General features: G+C 69.7%; 11 protein-coding genes. 4 read left to right on the forward strand and 7 right to left on the reverse strand.

The genetic code is table 11. The features are described 5' to 3' along the window. Positions 1–52 precede the first annotated feature (52 nt). Complete coding sequence (locus tag IE075_RS08455) at positions 53–1387, forward strand: APC family permease (protein ID WP_229792415.1); 1335 nt, start codon at positions 53–55, stop codon at positions 1385–1387. A 13-nt stretch (positions 1388–1400) separates the two neighbouring features. Further along, positions 1401–2063, forward strand: a complete 663-nt coding sequence (locus tag IE075_RS08460) for an SAM-dependent methyltransferase (protein WP_189455375.1) — start codon at positions 1401–1403, stop codon at positions 2061–2063. Between the two features lie 36 nt (positions 2064–2099). On the opposite strand, the gene IE075_RS08465 is transcribed toward IE075_RS08460, so the two are convergent. The 6 genes from IE075_RS08465 to IE075_RS08490 all read right to left on the reverse strand — a co-directional run bounded on the left by IE075_RS08465 (position 2100) and on the right by IE075_RS08490 (position 9529). Beyond that, a complete protein-coding gene (locus IE075_RS08465) occupies positions 2100–3416 on the reverse strand; it encodes a sensor histidine kinase (protein ID WP_189455377.1) in 1317 nt (438 codons plus the stop codon). 52 nt (positions 3417–3468) lie between these two features. Further along, positions 3469–4803: a sigma-54-dependent transcriptional regulator gene (locus tag IE075_RS08470; protein ID WP_189455379.1), complete on the reverse strand. Its 1335-nt coding sequence runs from the start codon at positions 4801–4803 to the stop codon at positions 3469–3471. A 124-nt stretch (positions 4804–4927) separates the two neighbouring features. After that, on the reverse strand, positions 4928–6151 hold the full coding sequence (locus IE075_RS08475) for an ABC transporter permease (protein WP_189455381.1): 1224 nt from the start codon (positions 6149–6151) through the stop codon (positions 4928–4930). A 12-nt stretch (positions 6152–6163) separates the two neighbouring features. Further along, on the reverse strand, positions 6164–7474 hold the full coding sequence (locus tag IE075_RS08480; RefSeq protein WP_189455383.1) for an ABC transporter permease: 1311 nt from the start codon (positions 7472–7474) through the stop codon (positions 6164–6166). Positions 7475–7484: 10 nt separating this feature from the next. Then, the gene (locus tag IE075_RS08485) at positions 7485–8201 is read right to left on the reverse strand and encodes an ABC transporter ATP-binding protein (RefSeq protein ID WP_189455384.1); all 717 of its coding nucleotides are present in this window, start codon (positions 8199–8201) and stop codon (positions 7485–7487) included. Positions 8202–8257: 56 nt separating this feature from the next. Next, positions 8258–9529 (reverse strand): efflux RND transporter periplasmic adaptor subunit, encoded by a 1272-nt coding sequence (locus IE075_RS08490; protein ID WP_189455386.1) that lies wholly within the window; start codon positions 9527–9529, stop codon positions 8258–8260. A 182-nt stretch (positions 9530–9711) separates the two neighbouring features. Here IE075_RS08490 and glmS point away from each other — a divergent pair, with 182 nt between their 5' ends. Both glmS and IE075_RS08500 read left to right on the forward strand, forming a co-directional pair. Then, positions 9712–11541: a glutamine--fructose-6-phosphate transaminase (isomerizing) gene (gene glmS / locus IE075_RS08495; RefSeq protein ID WP_189455387.1), complete on the forward strand. Its 1830-nt coding sequence runs from the start codon at positions 9712–9714 to the stop codon at positions 11539–11541. Between the two features lie 208 nt (positions 11542–11749). After that, entirely contained in the window at positions 11750–15592 is a 3843-nt protein-coding gene (locus tag IE075_RS08500) for a PAS domain S-box protein (RefSeq protein ID WP_189455389.1), read from the forward strand. Between the two features lie 138 nt (positions 15593–15730). On the opposite strand, the gene IE075_RS08505 is transcribed toward IE075_RS08500, so the two are convergent. Further along, a complete protein-coding gene (locus tag IE075_RS08505; RefSeq protein WP_189455391.1) occupies positions 15731–16255 on the reverse strand; it encodes a histidine phosphatase family protein in 525 nt (174 codons plus the stop codon).

A 16255-nucleotide genomic window follows, 5' to 3' on the forward strand; every position in this document is an offset into this window, starting at 1 on the left:
TGCTGCTCCAATCGCCGCACTTTCACGCGGCGTGCGGCGCGACTGCATGGACATGCCGGTCACCCCAGCAGTGCAGCGCACGGTCGAGGCGCCCCGGCCGGTGTTGCATGCGCGCGCGGCATTTGCGATCGCGATCGGCATCGTCGTCGGCGCCGGGATCTTCCGAACGCCGTCGCTCGTGGCCGGCGCCGCCGCGACTGAAGCGGTGTTCCTCGGCGCCTGGCTCGTCGGCGGCCTGCTCTCGATCGTCGGCGCACTCTGTTACGCCGAACTTGCGAGCACGTACCCGCAGGCGGGGGGCGACTACACCTACCTGCAGCGCGCGTTCGGGCCGCGCACCGCGTTTCTCTACGCATGGGCGCGACTTGCGGTGATCCAGACCGGCTCGATCGCACTGCTCGCGTACGTGGCCGGCGATTACCTCGCGCAGCTCGTGAGCATCGGGCCGATGTCGGCGCCGGTGTATGCGGCCGCGGCCGTGGTCGTGCTCACCGCGATCAACTGGCTCGGCGTGAAGCAGGGCACGTCGACGCAGAACTGGCTGACCGCGATCGAAGTTGGCGGCCTCGTTGCGATCGTGCTCGCCGGCCTGCTGTTCGCGCCCGACGCGCCCGTCGCGGCGACGCCCGCCAGCAGCGGTGATGCGTACGGGCTCATTCTCGTGTTCGTGCTGCTCACCTACGGCGGCTGGAGCGAGGCGGTGTACGTGAGCGCCGAAGTGCGGGACGCGCCGCGCGTGATGCCGCGCATCCTCGTGCTGAGCCTGACCGCGATCGCCGTGCTCTACCTGCTCGTGAACCTCGCCTACCTGCGCGTACTCGGGCTGGGTGGTATCGCGGCGTCGGAGACGGTCGCCGCCGACGCGATGCAGGCCGTGTTCGGCGCGCCCGGTGCAACCGCGATCAGCGCGCTCGTCGTCGCTGCGGCACTGACCTCGGCGAACGCGACGCTGATCACCGGGGCACGCAGCGCGTACGCGGTCGGTCGCGATTTCCCCGCGCTGTCGATGCTCGGTCGCTGGGACGCCGAGAGCGGATCGCCGCGCAACGCCGTGCTCGTGCAGGGCGCGCTCGCGCTGCTGCTGGTCGGGCTCGGCGCGTTCGCCCGCGATGGCTTCCGCACTGCTGTCGAATACACCGCGCCGGTGTTCTGGCTGTTCTTCCTGCTCGTCGGAATCTCGTTGTTCGTGCTGCGCGCGCGTGATCCGCAGGCCCCGCGCGTGTTCCGCGTCCCGCTGTACCCGCTGCTGCCGCTGCTGTTCTGCGCCACGAGTGCGTACCTGCTGTATTCGAGCCTCGCGTACACCGGGCTCGGCGCACTCGTGGGCGTGGCGGTGCTCGCAGTGGGCGGACTGCTGCTCGTGCGCCTGCGTCCCGCATCGCCTTGAAGGAGCGCCTGAGATGACCGCATCGACCCCGATCCGCCTGCTGCCGGCCCTGCTGCTGCTTTCGTTCGCGTCCGGATGCGCCGAACCCGATGCGGCGGTGGCGGATGCGCCGGCCGCCGCCGCCGGCGCCACTGCCACGCCCGCAAGCACCACGAGCGCATCGGCGCAGTCCGCCGCGGCGACGCCAACCGCGGCGCAGAAGCCCGCGCGCGAGCCCGACGTGATCTACGTGCCGACGCCGCAGCCGGTCGTCGACGCGATGCTCGAGATGGCGGAGGTGAAGAAGGGTGACGTGCTCTACGACCTCGGCTCGGGCGACGGGCGCATCCCGATCACCGCCGCGAAGAAGTACGGCGTGCGCGGCACCGGCATTGACATCAATCCGCAGCGCATCGCCGAGGCGAATGAGAACGCGCAGCGCGAAGGCGTGACCGAGCTCGTGACGTTCAAGGAGGCCGATCTGTTCAAGGAGGACTTCAGCGACGCGAACGTGGTGACGCTCTACCTGCTCGACAGCCTCAACGAAAAGCTGCGCCCGCGCCTGCTCGCCGAGCTCAAGCCCGGCACGCGCATCGTGAGCCACGCGTTCCGCATGGGCGACTGGGAGCCTGAGGAGACGCGCACCGTCGCTAACAGCACGATCTATCGCTGGACGGTGCCCGAACGCAAGAAGTAAGCCCAAGCGCCCTGCATGGGCCCTGTGCGGCGTGCGTCAGTCGGGCAGCGTGATCGACACGCACAGCCCGCCGTCCGCGCGGTTGAGCAGCGCGATGCGGCCGCCGTGGGCCTCGGCAATCTCGCGCGCGAGTGCGAGGCCGAGGCCCGTGCCGTGGCGCTTGGTCGAATAGAACGGCAGCAGCGCCTGCGCGAGCACGGCCTCGTTCATGCCGGGGCCGCGGTCGAGCACGTCGATGCGCCAGCCGGCGACGACGCGACGCACATGCACGGCCACACCGCTCGCGGGCGAGCCGGACTCATGCGCGTTCTTGACGAGGTTGAGCAGGCCCTGCTCGAACTGCGCCGCGTCGACGCGCACGATGCCGTCGTCGGGCGCGAGCTCGCACCGGAACTCGACCTGCGAGCGCAGCTGCGCAAGGAACTGCGCCCACGCGACCGGCTGCAGTCGAGGCGAGGGTAACTTTGCGAAGCGCGCGTAATCGCGGATGAAACCTTCGAGGTGGCGTGCGCGCTCTTCGATCGTCGCGAGCGCCATCGGCAGTTTTTCGTGCTGGCCGCGGCGCAGCAGCTCGGCGCCCGAATGCGCGAGTGATGCGATCGGCGCGAGCGAGTTGTTGAGCTCGTGGCTGATCACGCGGATCACCTTCTTCCACGTCTGCACCTCCTGCCGGCGCAGCTCGGTGGTGAGTTGTCGCAGCAACACAAGTTCATGCGGGCGGCCGTTGAGACGGAACTGCCGGCGGGAGAGGTGGTAGATCTCCTCGTCGTCCGCATCGCCCACGCTGAACATGCCGTCGCCGCCGCGCTCGAATGCCTCGCGCAGCGGCGCCGCGGCCTCGTCGAGCAACGCATCGAACGCGCGGCCTTCGAGGCGGCGACCGTCGCCGAGCATCCTGCGCGCGGCCAGGTTGCCGTGCACGATGCGGCGCGACGGATCCACAAGGAGCATCGCGACCGGCGTGTTCTGCACCATCGTGTCGAGCAGCAGCTCGCGCTGCACGAGCGCGAGCCGTTGCTCGCGCAGTGCAGCGCCGAGCCGGTTGTGGCTGTCGACGAGTTCGCCGAGCTCGCCCTTCGCTTCCCAGGCCAGGCTGAACGCGTAGTCGCCGTCGCGGTAGCTCGCGACGGTGCCGGCGAGCGCGCGGAACAGCGAGTGCATCGGCGCGAACGCGCGCTGCACGTGCAGCGCAAGCGGCAGCACCACGGCGGCGGCGCCAATGGCCGCTGCCCCCCAAGGGGAAAAACCCTGCGAGGTGAGCCATGCAGCGAGCAGGGCCGCGAGCACGACGTAGACCAGCGCGAGGGCGGTGAACGCAACGGTGAGCGGCACGCGGTGCAGCCAGGGCTTCATCGCGCCGCACCGCGTTGCCGCGCGTTCGAGCACCACGCGAGCGGGCGGCGCTTCACGGCCGTTCGATCCCGAGCCGCTCCATGCGGCGGTACAGCGCCTGCCGGCTCAAGCCGAGCTCCGCCGCGGCCTGCGCGACGGTGCCGCCGTGGCGGGCGAGCGCGGCCTCGATCGCGGTGCGGTCGGGCTCGTCGACCGCGGTGGCCCCCGGTGACGGGGCGGGCAGCCCGAGGTCGGGGGCGCCGAGCGCATCGCCGCGTGCGAGCAGTGCGCCGCGCTGGATCGCATGGCGCAGCTCGCGCACGTTGCCGGGCCACGCATGCGCGAGCAGCGCGCGTTCGGCATCGTCGCCGAGGTGTTTTCCGGGCGGCAGGAAATGACGCGCGAGCGGCAGGATGTCGTCGGGCCGTTGCGCGAGCGCGGGCACCTTCACCTCGATCGCGTTGAGCCGGTAATAGAGATCCTCGCGGAACTGCCCGGCGGTGATGCATGCGGGCAGGTCGGCGTTCGTCGCGCTCACGATGCGCACCTTGACCGTGCGTTCTCGGTTGCCGCCGAGGCGCTCGAAGCGCCCGGTCTCGAGCACGCGCAGCAGCTTGACCTGTCCGGCGGGCGAGAGCGTGCCGACCTCGTCGAGGAACAGCGTTCCGCCGTGGGCCGCTTCGAACTTGCCTTCGCGCGCACGCGTTGCGCCCGTGTAGGCGCCTGCTTCCGCACCGAACAGCTCGGCTTCGATGAGCTCGCCCGGCAGCGCGCCGCAGTTGAGCGCGACGAACGGTCCGCCCTTCATCGGCGAGTTCGCATGCAGGATCTCGGCGAACTTCTCCTTGCCCGCGCCGTTCGGACCGGTGATGAGCACGGGCAGGTCCGAGCGCGCCACTTGGCACGCGAGCGTCAGCGCGGCTTCGCTTGCGGCATCGGCGTAGATGAAGCCGCGCAGGTCGTACTCGCGCTCGAGCGCGGTGCGGCGCCGGCGGGCACCGGAGTGCTGCCGCGACAGCTGCTGGCGCGCCTGCGACAGCTCGAGCAGGTTGTTGACGGTGGCGAGCAGCTTGCGGTCATCCCACGGCTTGGCGAGGTAATCCGCGGCGCCGGCCTTGACGAGGTCGACTGCGCTTTCGAGGTGCGTCCAGGCGGTGAGCAGGATCACCGGCAGGTCCGGATGCCGCGCGCGGATCGCCGAGAACAGCGCGACGCCTTCCTCGCCCGACGTGGTGTCGGTCTGGAAGTTCATGTCCTGCACGACGAGGTCCACGGACTCGCGTTCGAGCAGCGCGAGGCCGGCCTCGGGCGAGTCCGCACTCAACGTTGCGATGTCGTGCAGCGAGAACAGCACGTCGAGCGCGGTCGCGACCGCGGGGTTGTCGTCGATGACGAGCACGCAGGCCATCAACGCGGCTCCGAAGCGCGTGCGCGCTCACAGGGCGCGCGATAGAAACAGGCAGGCATCGAGCGAGTCCCCGGTTGATTCGCAATGCGGCGCCGGCGTCGCGATCGACGCCGGCGCTCGTGCCTCAGGCGCTGCGCGTGGCCGTCGCCGGCGGCACGGCCGCGGCGCGCCACGCAGGCCCGTACACGGCCAGTATGCCCAAGGCCCACAGCGTGAGCATGCCGTAGCCGATGTAGGCCAGCGGCAGGCGCGGCAGCTCCAGCGTGCTCACGAGCAGCTGGTTGAGCGCGAGTGCGAGCGCGACGCCGAGCACGATTCCGACCGTCGTGATCATCGCGTTCTCGACGAGGAAGTAACGCAGGATGTCGACCTTGCGGGCGCCCAGCGCACGCCGCACGCCGATCTGCTTGCGGCGCTGCGTGACCCACAGGCTTGCAAGGCCGACGATGCCGCTGCCGGTCACGACGAGCAGCCCGATCGTCACCGCGATCAGCATGCCGGCGACCGAGCGCTCACCCTGGTAGCGCTGCGCGCGCGCGTCTTCCACGGTGTCGTTGAAGATCAGCATGCGCTCGTTCGAAAGCTTGTTGAGCGCGTCCTCCGCTTCGCGCATCACGCGGTCGCGCTGGCCGGGCGCGGTGCGCACGACGTAGCTGCCGCTGTTGTCGAGGTAGCGCACCGGGAGGACGAAGCCGCTGTAGGCGTTCTCGCTGCTCTGCGCGAACGGCGAGATCAACTGCTCGATGACGCCGACCACCTGCATCGGCACGGCCTCCGGGCCGCTGCCGAGGTGCACGGTCTTGCCGACCACGCTCGCCGCGTCGGGAAACAGGCGCTGCGCGAACTGGCGCGTGAGCAGCACGCTGTCGGCCGCGAGCTGCCCGCTCTCCGGGTCGATGACGCGCACGTCGTCGGCCGTGAAGTCGCGGCCTTCCGCGATCTTCACCCCGAAGCCTTCGCCAACCGGCTGCGGGGTGAAGTACGCCGCGGCCGCGAGGCCCGAGGAGGGATCCTCCGGCCGTGTGGTCACGCTCAGGCCCCAGCCGCTCTGCGCCATCGGGAACTGGTTGACCCACGCCGCGCCTTCGACGCCCGGGATGGCCTTGAGCGTCTCGACGTCCCGGCGTTGCGTTGCCTCGGCATCCTTGGCCGGGCCGGTGCCCGCGTAGAGCAGGTAGAACGTATTGGCTTCATCGAGGCCGCTCGGGCGCGAGGCCCGCTCGGTGCGGTCGTGCACGATGTACAGCGCGTTGACGATGATCGCGAGCGTGAGCGCGATCTGCGCGGCGATGAGGATCGCGCCGGTCTTGCTGCGCAGCAGCGCCGAGAGGATGGGACGGATTTCCATGGCGTTCTCCGCTTACTGCGACTTGAGTTGGACGGCCGGACGCACCTGGCAGGCGCGCCAGGTCGGCAGCAGCCCGGCGAGCAGGCTCGCGGCGAGCGAGAGCCCGAACGCGGTGGCGAGCATCACCCAGTCCACGCGCGCCATCGTGCCGATCGCCTCGGACTGGCGGGACATGAGCTCGAGCACGCCGAACGTGAGCGCGATGCCGAGCACGCCGCCCACGATGCCGACCACGCCGGCTTCGATCAGGTACTGCTTGAACACTTCGCGGCGCGGGGCACCGAGCGCGCGGCGCACGCCAATCTCACCGCTGCGCGCCGTGAACTTCGCGAGCAGCAGGCCGATCACGTTGACGAGGCACACGAGCAGGAAGCCGAACGCGAGCCAGGTCTGCAGGCGGCTGTCGTCGCCGACGATCTCGCGCTCCTCGAGCCAGCCCATCACGTCGTACAGGCGGTTGTTGAGCGGGCGTTGGAAGCGGCCGAGTTTCTTCTGCTCGGTGACGTAATCGTCGAGGTACGCGGCGAACTGCTCGCGGTCGCCGGCATCGGCGAGCTCGACCCAGTACTGGATCCACGTGCACTCCGAGCGCATGAGGCCCTGATAGCCCGGCTCGACTTCGCCGTCGACGTTGCAGTCCACGCTGCCCTGCGACGACATCTGGTTCGCCATCGCATTGTTGAACGGCAGGAACACGTCCTCGAAATCGAACACGTTGCCGCCGATGAGACGGTAGAACTTCGGCAGCGGCTCCCACTTCTCAATGACGCCGGTCACCGTGTAATCGCGGCCTTCGAAGCGCAGGCTCTTGCCGACCGCATCGGCTTCACCGAACACGCGGTCCGCGAGCGAGGCCGAGATCACCGCGACGTTGCCGCCGCGTGCGTCGTCCGACTCGCTCCACGCACCGCCGCTGCGGAACGGCACGTCGAACATCTCGAAGAAGTCCGCATGCACCGCAACGCCCTGCTCGGGCGTGGGCGCCTGGTCGGTGCGGCCGCTGTCGAGCGCGCCCGAGATCCCGATCAGCGCGGTTTCGCGCACGCTCGGCGCACTGGCCTTGAACGCCATCGCGTCGCGGTAGGTGAGCTGGGCCGGCGGCTCGTCGCTGGGGTTGGGCTGCTGCAGCGGCGCGTTGTCGAGCTGCGGCACGAACAGGCGGTCGGACTTCTGGGGGATCGGGTCGCCGCTCATCACGTACAGCAGCGTGAGCGAGGACATGCTCGCCGCGACGCCGACGGCGAGCGTGAGCACCATGAGTGCCGTGAGCACGGGGTTGCGGCGCAGGCTGCGGACGCCGAGCGTGAAGTAGTAGGCGAGCATGGCGGTGTCCTCAGGCCACGGCCGCCGGGTTCGACGAGACCGCGTGCAACGTCGCACCCTGGCTGATGTCGGTGACCTGGCCGTCGATGATGTGCACGTTGCGCTGCGAACGCGCGGCGAGTTCCGGATCGTGCGTGACCATGATGATCGTCGTGCCCTGCGCGTTGATCTCCTCGAGCAGCTCCATCACGCCGCGCGCCATCTGCGAGTCGAGGTTGCCGGTCGGCTCGTCGGCGAGCAGCAGCCGCGGGCTGCCGGCGAGCGCACGCGCGATCGCGACGCGCTGCTGCTGGCCGCCGGAGAGCTCGGCCGGGTAGTGCTTCATGCGTGAGGACAGGCCCACGCGCGCGAGTGCGTCCTCGATGCGCTTTTTGCGCTCGGCCGCGTTGAAGCCGCGGTAGCGCAGCGGCACGTCCACGTTGTCGAACAGGTTGAGATCGGGGATCAGATTGAAGCCCTGGAAAATGAAGCCGATCTTTTCGTTGCGAAGCCGCGAGCGCTTGTTGTCATCGAGCCCGCGCGTGTCGACGCCGTCGAGCCAGTACTCGCCGCCGCTGAAATCCTCGAGCAGGCCGGCGATGTTGAGGAAGGTGGTCTTGCCCGAACCCGAGGGGCCGGTAACCGCGACGAACTCACCGTCACGGACGTGGATGTCGAAGCCACGCAGTGCGTGCGTCTCGATCATGTGGGTGCGGTACACCTTGCTGAGCTGGTTCATCCGGAGCATGGCGGGGTCCTTGGCGGCTGGGATTCGGGAATCGGGATCGAAAGAAGGGACATGGGTCAGCGGGCGATCGTCACGGCCTCGGCGTCGCCGAAGCCGTCGCTGCCGGCGATGACGATGCGTTCGCCGGGCTTGGCGCCGTCGAGAATCTCGACCGCGCCGACGCTCGTCGCGCCGATGCGCACCGGGCGCCGCTCGGCGGTGTCGCCGTCGACGAAGTAGGCGTAGCGGCCGCCGTGCGCATCGACGAACGGGCCCCGCGCGACCATGAGCACGTTCGGCTTTTCTTCGATGAGCACGCGTGCGGACACGCGCTGGTTCTGGCGCAGGCCGGCCGGCTGCTTGCCGTCGGCAAAGCGCACGCGGGCGAGCACCTGGCGGTTGACGACCTCGGGCGAGATCGACGCGATCGCGGCCATGGCGGTGTCGCTGCCGATGCGCACCTCGGCGTTCATGCCCAGGCCGAGTTCCTCGGCGTACGTCTCCGGCACTTCGAGTTCGACTTCGAGCTTGGACAGGTCGACGACGGTGAGCAGCGGGGTGTTCGCGGGCACGACCGCGCGATCGGCCACGAGCGTGGTGCCGATCACGCCGTCGATCGGCGCGCGCACGTCGAGCTCGTCGACGCGGCGTTCGAGTTCGCCGACGACCAGCCGCTGGCGCTGCGCCTGCTGCGCGCTCGTCTGCACGGAAAAGCCTGCGCTCGTGCCCGCGAGCCGCGCGGCCGCGACCGCGTTCTTGTGGCGGATCTGCGCGCTCTTGAGCGCGTCCTGCGCGCGCAGGAAATCGATCTCGGCAAGCGCGCCGCCCTTGTGGCCGCGCTCGGTGCGATCGAGATCACGCTGCGCGGCCTGCAGCGCGATCGCGGCTTCGTCGGCTTCGCGCTGCGCGTCGAGCCGGCTGCGCGAGGCGGCGATGCGGGAGCTGCCGGACTCGGCTTCGAGCTGCTCGAGCGTCGAGCGCTCACGGGCGAGTTCGCTCTGCAGTTCCGGCGACACCAGGCGCGCGAGCACGTCGCCCTTCTTGACGGTATCGCCGGCCTGACGCTCGAACTGAACGGTCGACGCGACGGGCGCGTACAGCGTGGGGCTCACTGCGGCAACGACGCGGCCGTTGACTGACGCGTCACGCACCAGGGTGCCGCGCGTGACCTCGGCGATGCGCAGCCGCTCGGCTGCGACCGAGCGCGACCCGGAGAAGCGTGCAGCGACGCCAAACGCGAGGATCAGCGCCACGGCGGCGATCGCCGCGATCACGAGAAAGCGGCGCCGGTTGGCCGGCGGCGGGGTGGTGACTCGTACGTCTTGGGCGGAGGTGTCGCGGATGCTCATCGGGCGGAAGGCGGACGCAGGCACCTGCCTGCGAGGTCTTCCTAAGCACAGCCCGTGCCAACCGTTAAGTAATTGATTCCATGGCCGTCGGCCGCCGGAAAAACCGTCCATTCGGACACGAGGCCGTCCGCGCGGACAATGCGGACGGCTAGACTGTCAGCTCATCAGCAGGAACCCATTCCATGTGCGGCATTGTGGGCGCGATCGCCGATCGCGACGTGGTACCCGTCCTCATCGACGGCCTCAAGCGGCTTGAATACCGCGGTTACGACTCCGCCGGCATCGCCGTGCTCGACCAGGACGACATCCGCCGCGTGCGCCGCACCGGCCGCGTGTCGGAGATGGAGGCCGCGGCGCAGGCCGAGGGCTTCAACGCCCAGGTCGGCATCGGCCACACGCGCTGGGCCACGCACGGCGGCGTCACCGAGGCGAACGCCCACCCGCACTGCAGCCACGGCGTGGCACTGGTGCACAACGGCATCATCGAAAACCACGAGCAGCAGCGCGAGAAGCTGCGCGCGATGGGCTACGAGTTCGAGTCGCAGACCGACACCGAGGTCATCGCGCACCTGATCCACAGCCACCTCAAGGCCGGCGCGGACCTGCTCGGCGCGGTGCAGAAGTCGGTCAAGGAGCTGCACGGCGCCTACGCGCTGGCCGTGGTCAGCCGCAAGGAACCGGGCCGCCTGATCGCCGCGCGCATGGGCTGTCCGCTGCTGATCGGCCTCGGCGAGGGTGAGAACTTCATCGCCAGCGACGTGTCCGCGATCATCCAGGCCACGCGCAAGGTGATCTTCCTCGAAGAGGGCGACACCGCTGACATCACGCGCGAGTCGGTGCGCGTGTTCGACGGCGACGGCCAGACGATCGAGCGCGAGACCCACCTGTCCGACGTGTCGCTCGCCTCGCTCGAGCTCGGTCCGTACCGGCACTTCATGCAGAAGGAGATCCACGAGCAGCCGCGCGCGATCGGCGACACGATCGAGGCCGTCATCGACAACGGCGCGTTCGGTGCCGAGCTGTTCGGCAAGAACGCCGAAGAGGTGCTGCGTGATATCGAAGGCGTGCAGATCCTCGCCTGCGGCACGAGCTACTACGCCGGCATGACCGCGCGGTACTGGGTCGAGCAGATCGCGGGCATTCCGTGCACCGTCGAGATCGCGAGCGAATACCGCTACCGCGCGGCCGTTGCGAACCCGAAGCAGCTCATCGTCACCATCTCGCAGTCGGGCGAAACGCTCGACACGATGGAGGCGCTCAAATACGCCAAGTCGCTTGGCCACGACAAGACGCTGTCGATCTGCAACGTGCCCGAGAGCGCGATCCCGCGTGCCAGCAAGCTCGTGTACTACACGCGCGCCGGCGCCGAAATCGGCGTGGCATCGACGAAGGCGTTCACCACGCAGCTCGTTGCGCTGTTCACGCTGACGTGCACGATCGCGAAGCTGCGCGGCCGGCTCGATGCCGAGGGCGAGGCGTCGTACCTCGACTGCCTGCGCCAGCTGCCGGGCAGCATCCAGCACGCGCTGAACCTCGAGCCGCAGATCAAGGCGTGGTCGGACAAGTTCGCGCCGAAGAACCATGCGCTGTTCCTCGGTCGCGGCGTGCATTACCCGATCGCTTTGGAAGGCGCGCTCAAGCTCAAGGAAATCTCGTACATCCATGCCGAGGCGTACCCGGCCGGCGAGCTCAAGCACGGTCCGCTCGCGCTCGTGGACGAGCAGATGCCGGTCGTCGTGATCGCGCCGAACGACGCGCTGCTCGAGAAGGTGAAGTCGAACATGCAGGAAGTCCGCGCGCGTGGCGGCCAGCTGTTCGTGTTCACCGACGAGGACAGCCAGTTCGGCGAATCCGAAGGCGTGCATGTGATCCGCGCGCCGCGCCACGTCGGCGTGCTCTCGCCGATCATGCACACGATCCCGGTGCAGTTGCTCGCGTACCACGTCGCGCTCGCGCGCGGCACCGACGTCGACAAGCCGCGCAACCTCGCGAAGTCGGTCACGGTCGAGTAATCGGCCGCATTGCGCTCGGCGGCCGGTCTTTCGGCCGCCAAAGCGGCATCGTCGATCGGGTTCGAGCGGGCGTTTCGCGCGTCCGCTCGAGCTGCAGTGGTGCGCATGCGTGCACGGACCGCGACGGTCCGTGCCGTGTTGCGGGGGTAAGCTCGTTGCGACCGTTGCCGTCGGATCACCCGGCCGGCATCGAGACCGCCGAGCCTCTATGCCCCCATCGTCCTCACCGTTCCGTGTCCCGCCCGACCAGTCGAAGACTGCCGCGCTGCTGCACGCGTACGACTGGGCGGATTCGCCGCTTGGACCGCCCGAGCAGTGGCCGGAAAGCCTGCACATCGCACTCGGCATCTGCCTGAACTCGCGGTTCCCGATGTTCGTGTGGTGGGGCGAGCGCCTCATCAATCTCTACAACGACGCGTACATTCCGATTCTTGGCGCGCGGCACCCGGCGGCGTTCGGGCAACCGGCGAGTGAGGTCTGGCACGAGATCTGGGACATCGTCGGGCGTCAGGCGAACGCCGTCATGACGCACGGCGAGGCGACGTGGAACGAACGCGTCCTGCTGATGCTGGAGCGGCACGGCTACGTCGAAGAGACGTGGTTTACGTGGTCGTACAGCCCGATTCCGGACGGCCGCGGTGGTGTCGCCGGGCTGTTTTGCGCATGCAAGGAAGACACGGCCGCGGTGATCGCCGAGCGCGAGCGCGCCGAGCTCGTCGACGCGCTCGCTTACGAACGTACGCGGCTGGCCGACGCGTTCGCACAGTCGCCGGCATTCGTGGCCGTCGTCCGCGGACCCGACCATGTGTTCGAGTTCGCGAATCAGCGATACCGCGAACTCGTCGGTCAGCGCGAGCTCATCGGCTTGCCGGTCTACCAGGCGATGCCCGAGGTCGAGCTGCAAGGCTTCATCAAGCTGCTCGACCGCGTCTATACGACCGGCGAGCCGTTCGTCGGGCGCGATACGCCCATCCAGCTCCGGCGCGATATCGCGGGCCCGCTCGAAACGCGCTACGTCGACTTCAGCTACCAGGCCATGCGCTCGGCCGACGGGGCCATCATCGGCGTGCTCGCGCACGGCATGGACGTGACCGAGCGGCGTCACGCCGAAGCGCGCGACCGCCTGCTCGTCGGCATCGACGACGCAGTGCGCGCGATGCTCGATCCGCACTCGATCATCACGACCTGCGCGCGGCTGCTCAACGACTACCTCGGCACCGATCGTTGCCTGTACGCACACGTGCTGCCAGACGAGAACCGCTTCGACAGCCTCGGCGGACATGCCGGCGCACTGCCGCTGGCGCTGGGACGGTATTCGCTCGACGTGTTCGGCGAGGATGCGCGTGCACGCCTGCGCCAGGGCCAACCGCTCGTGGTGAACGACAGCACGAACGAGAGCGAGCCGGCGCTGTCGGTGTGGCGTGCACTGGAAACGCGCGCCGCGGTGTGCGCCCCGGTCATCAAGGCCGGGCGCCTGTCGGCCTTGATGGCCGTGCATCAGGCCACGCCGCGGACCTGGGATGCGACCGAGATCGAACTCGTGGTGCGCGTGGCGAACCGCTGCTGGGAGTCGATCGAGCGCGCCCGCGTGCAGCGCGCGCTGGCCTGGAGCGAGCAGCGCTTCCGCACCGCGGCGACTGCGATGAGCGACATCGTCTGGACCTGCGACCCGCAGGGCCGCTTCGAGGACGCGCAGCCGGCGTGGCAGGCCTACACCGGGCAACGGCCCGAGGAGTACCTCGGCTACGGCTGGCAACAGGCGGTGCATCCCGAGGACACCGCCGGGACGATGGAGGCCTGGTATGCCGCGGCCGGGCGCGAGGGCGTGTTCGAACACCGCCATCGCCTGCGCCGCGCCGACGGCGTCTACCGCACCTGCGCGGTCCGCGCGGTTCCGCTGATCGGTGCCGACGGCGAGCCGCGTGAATGGGTCGGCGTGCACACCGATATCCAGGAGCGCGTGGAGTTCGAGCAATCGCTGCAGGAAAGCGAGGCGCGCTTCCGCAGCCTCGCCGACAACGCGCCGGTCATGATCTGGATGGCGCGCGCGAACGGGCAGTGCGAGTACATCAACCGCCAGTGGCTGGATTTCACCGGCCAGGACCCCGAGTCCGCGCTCGGACTGGGCTGGCTTGACGCGGTGCACCCGGACGATGTGGCGCGCACCGGCCGCGTGTTCCTCGACGCGAACGCGCGGCAGGCGCCGTTCTCGGACGAGTACTGGCTGCGCCGCCACGACGGCGTGTACCGCTGGTGCGTCGATACGGCGTCGCCGCGCTTCGGCGCGAACGGCGAGTACCTCGGCTATATCGGCACCGTCGTCGACATCACCGAGCGCAAGCGCATGGAGGACGTGCTGGCGTCCGAAAAGCGCGTGCTCGAACTCGTGGCGACCGGCTCGCCGGTGCCGGAGGTGCTCGACACCCTGGTGCGACGCATGGAGGCGCAATCGGTCGACGGCATGCTGTGCTCGGTGCTGCTCGTGTCCGATGACGGCCGGCGCCTGCTGCACGGCGCCGCTCCCAGCTTGCCCGAGGCGTACAGCGGGGCGGTAAGCGGCATCGAGATCGGCGAGGGCAGGGGCTCGTGCGGTACGGCGGCGCACCGCCACGGCGTGGTGTCGGTCGGCGACATCGGGACCGATCCGCTGTGGGCGGAGTGGCGGGACCTCGCGCGCGAGCACGGCCTCGCGGCCTGCACGTCGACGCCGATCTTCTCGAGCCAGGGGCGCCTGCTCGGCACGCTCGCGTTGTATTACCGGTCCGCGCGTGAGCCGAGCGAACGCGATCTCGAGCTGTCGGTCGTCGGCGCGCACCTGGCGAGCATCGTGCTCGAGAAGCACGGGCTCGACGAACGCCTGCGGTTCTCGCTCGAAGCCGAGCAGGAAGCGCGCGGCGTGGCCGAGCGCGCGAGCCGCATGAAGGACGAGTTCCTGGCCACGCTGAGCCACGAGCTGCGCACGCCGCTCAACGCGATCCTCGGCTGGGTTGCGATCCTGCGGCTGCGCAAGGACCTGCCAGCCGAGTTCGCACAGGCCGTCGACGTGATCGAGCGCAACGCACGCGCGCAGTCGCAGATCATCGGCGACCTGCTCGACATGAGCTCGATCGTGTCGGGCAAGGTGCGCCTCGAGCGTACGCGCGTGCCCGTCGTCGAGCTCGTCGAGAACGCGCTCGAGTCGGCGCGGCCGGCAGCGGAGGCGCGGCAGGTGCACCTCGAGGCCGCCGTCGAGGCCGATGCACGGCTCGAAGTCGACGTCGACGCGCACCGGTTGCAGCAGGTGCTGTGGAACCTGCTGAGCAACGCACTGAAATTCACCTCGCGCGGCGGCCGCGTCGAGCTGCGCGCGCGGCGCGTCAGCGGGCGGCTGGAGCTCGTCGTGTCGGACACGGGCGAGGGCATCGACGCCGCGTTCCTGCCGTTCGTGTTCGACCGGTTCCGCCAGGCCGACGCGTCGATGAGCCGTCGGCACGGCGGCCTCGGCCTCGGCCTGGCGATCGTGCGCCGCCTCGTGGAGCTGCACGGCGGCGACGTGCGCGCACACAGCGCCGGAGCGGGGCAGGGCGCCCAGTTCACGGTCGGCTTGCCGCTCGTGGTTGCCGACGCGCTGCCGCCCATGGCCGAGGTCGAGGTCTTCGACGCGATCGGCCAGCTTGCCGGGCGCCGCGTGCTCGTCGTGGACGACGATCCCGATGCGCGGCTCATGACCGCACGCCTGCTCGAAAGCGCCGGCGCGCAGACCGCCATGGCGGCATCCGCCGCTGACGCGAGCAACGTGCTGGCTGCGGAGCCGTTCGACGTGCTGGTCAGCGACATCGGCATGCCCGAGCAGGACGGCTACGCGTTTCTCGAGCAGCTGCGGGCCGATGCGGCGCACCCCGGACACGACATTCCGGCCGTCGCGCTGACCGCCTATGCCCGCGCCCAGGAGCGCGCGCGTGCCTTGCAGGCAGGGTTCCAGAAGCATCTGGCCAAACCCGTCGATCCCGTCGCGCTGATCAACACCGTGGCATCCCTTGCGACGCCGCCCCCGTCGCAGACGCGCCACTGAGCGCTCGGCGCGCGGCCGTCAAGCCAGACTCGCCTGTTCGATCGCACGGCATGCAGCGTGTTGAAGCGGTCCTGATCGACCGGAAAGGCGCCGTAGAAGCGGATGACGCGACGTCGGCCTTCGCCGCGCGCACGCTTCTTAATCGAAGTCGATCCAGACCGGCTGCGCGTGCGCGATCGTCGCTGCGGCCGCCCGGTCGAGCGGCATGCCGGCGATATGCAGCGCGGCGCGAGCGGTTCCGGCATGCGCGACCACGACGTGGGGCCTGTCGAGCGTGGCCAGCGCCTCGCGCACCCGGGCGAGGAGGTCCAGAAACGACTCGCCGCCCGGCATCGTGTAGCCCGCCACGTCGCGGCTCCAGGCGTCGAGCTCGTCGCGCGGCAGCGTCGACCACGGCCGGCCTTCCCAGTCGCCGAAGTCGAGTTCCTGCCAGCGTGCATCGACGCGCACCGCGTCGTCCGAGCCTTGGAGCGCATGCAGGGCGTTTGCCAGGCCGATGCAGCGCAGGCGAGGGCTGCTCGTGATCGGCCACGGCGGCAGATGCGGCGCGACGAGGCGCGCGGCGCGGTCGAACACCACGTCAGGCAGCGCCGCATCGAGTCGGCCGTAGCAGCGGCCGCGCAGCTCGGGCATCGGCGGGTGGCGGACGAACACGTGGCGCAT

Source organism: Cognatilysobacter bugurensis (genome assembly GCF_014652095.1).
Classification (GTDB): domain Bacteria; phylum Pseudomonadota; class Gammaproteobacteria; order Xanthomonadales; family Xanthomonadaceae; genus Cognatilysobacter; species Cognatilysobacter bugurensis.

Excerpts from the sequence above, each read along its gene's own strand:
- IE075_RS08500 (WP_189455389.1), top strand. The coding sequence starts at position 11,750 with ATGCCCCCATCGTCCTCACCGTTCCGTGTCCCGCCCGACCAGTCGAAG.
- IE075_RS08455 (WP_229792415.1), top strand. The coding sequence starts at position 53 with ATGCCGGTCACCCCAGCAGTGCAGCGCACGGTCGAGGCGCCCCGGCCG.
- IE075_RS08465 (WP_189455377.1), bottom strand. The coding sequence starts at position 3,416 with ATGAAGCCCTGGCTGCACCGCGTGCCGCTCACCGTTGCGTTCACCGCC.
- IE075_RS08480 (WP_189455383.1), bottom strand. The coding sequence starts at position 7,474 with ATGCTCGCCTACTACTTCACGCTCGGCGTCCGCAGCCTGCGCCGCAAC.
- IE075_RS08470 (WP_189455379.1), bottom strand. The coding sequence starts at position 4,803 with ATGGCCTGCGTGCTCGTCATCGACGACAACCCCGCGGTCGCGACCGCG.
- glmS (WP_189455387.1), top strand. The coding sequence starts at position 9,712 with ATGTGCGGCATTGTGGGCGCGATCGCCGATCGCGACGTGGTACCCGTC.
- IE075_RS08505 (WP_189455391.1), bottom strand. The coding sequence starts at position 16,255 with ATGCGCCACGTGTTCGTCCGCCACCCGCCGATGCCCGAGCTGCGCGGC.
- IE075_RS08485 (WP_189455384.1), bottom strand. The coding sequence starts at position 8,201 with ATGCTCCGGATGAACCAGCTCAGCAAGGTGTACCGCACCCACATGATC.
- IE075_RS08475 (WP_189455381.1), bottom strand. The coding sequence starts at position 6,151 with ATGGAAATCCGTCCCATCCTCTCGGCGCTGCTGCGCAGCAAGACCGGC.
- IE075_RS08490 (WP_189455386.1), bottom strand. The coding sequence starts at position 9,529 with ATGAGCATCCGCGACACCTCCGCCCAAGACGTACGAGTCACCACCCCG.
- IE075_RS08460 (WP_189455375.1), top strand. The coding sequence starts at position 1,401 with ATGACCGCATCGACCCCGATCCGCCTGCTGCCGGCCCTGCTGCTGCTT.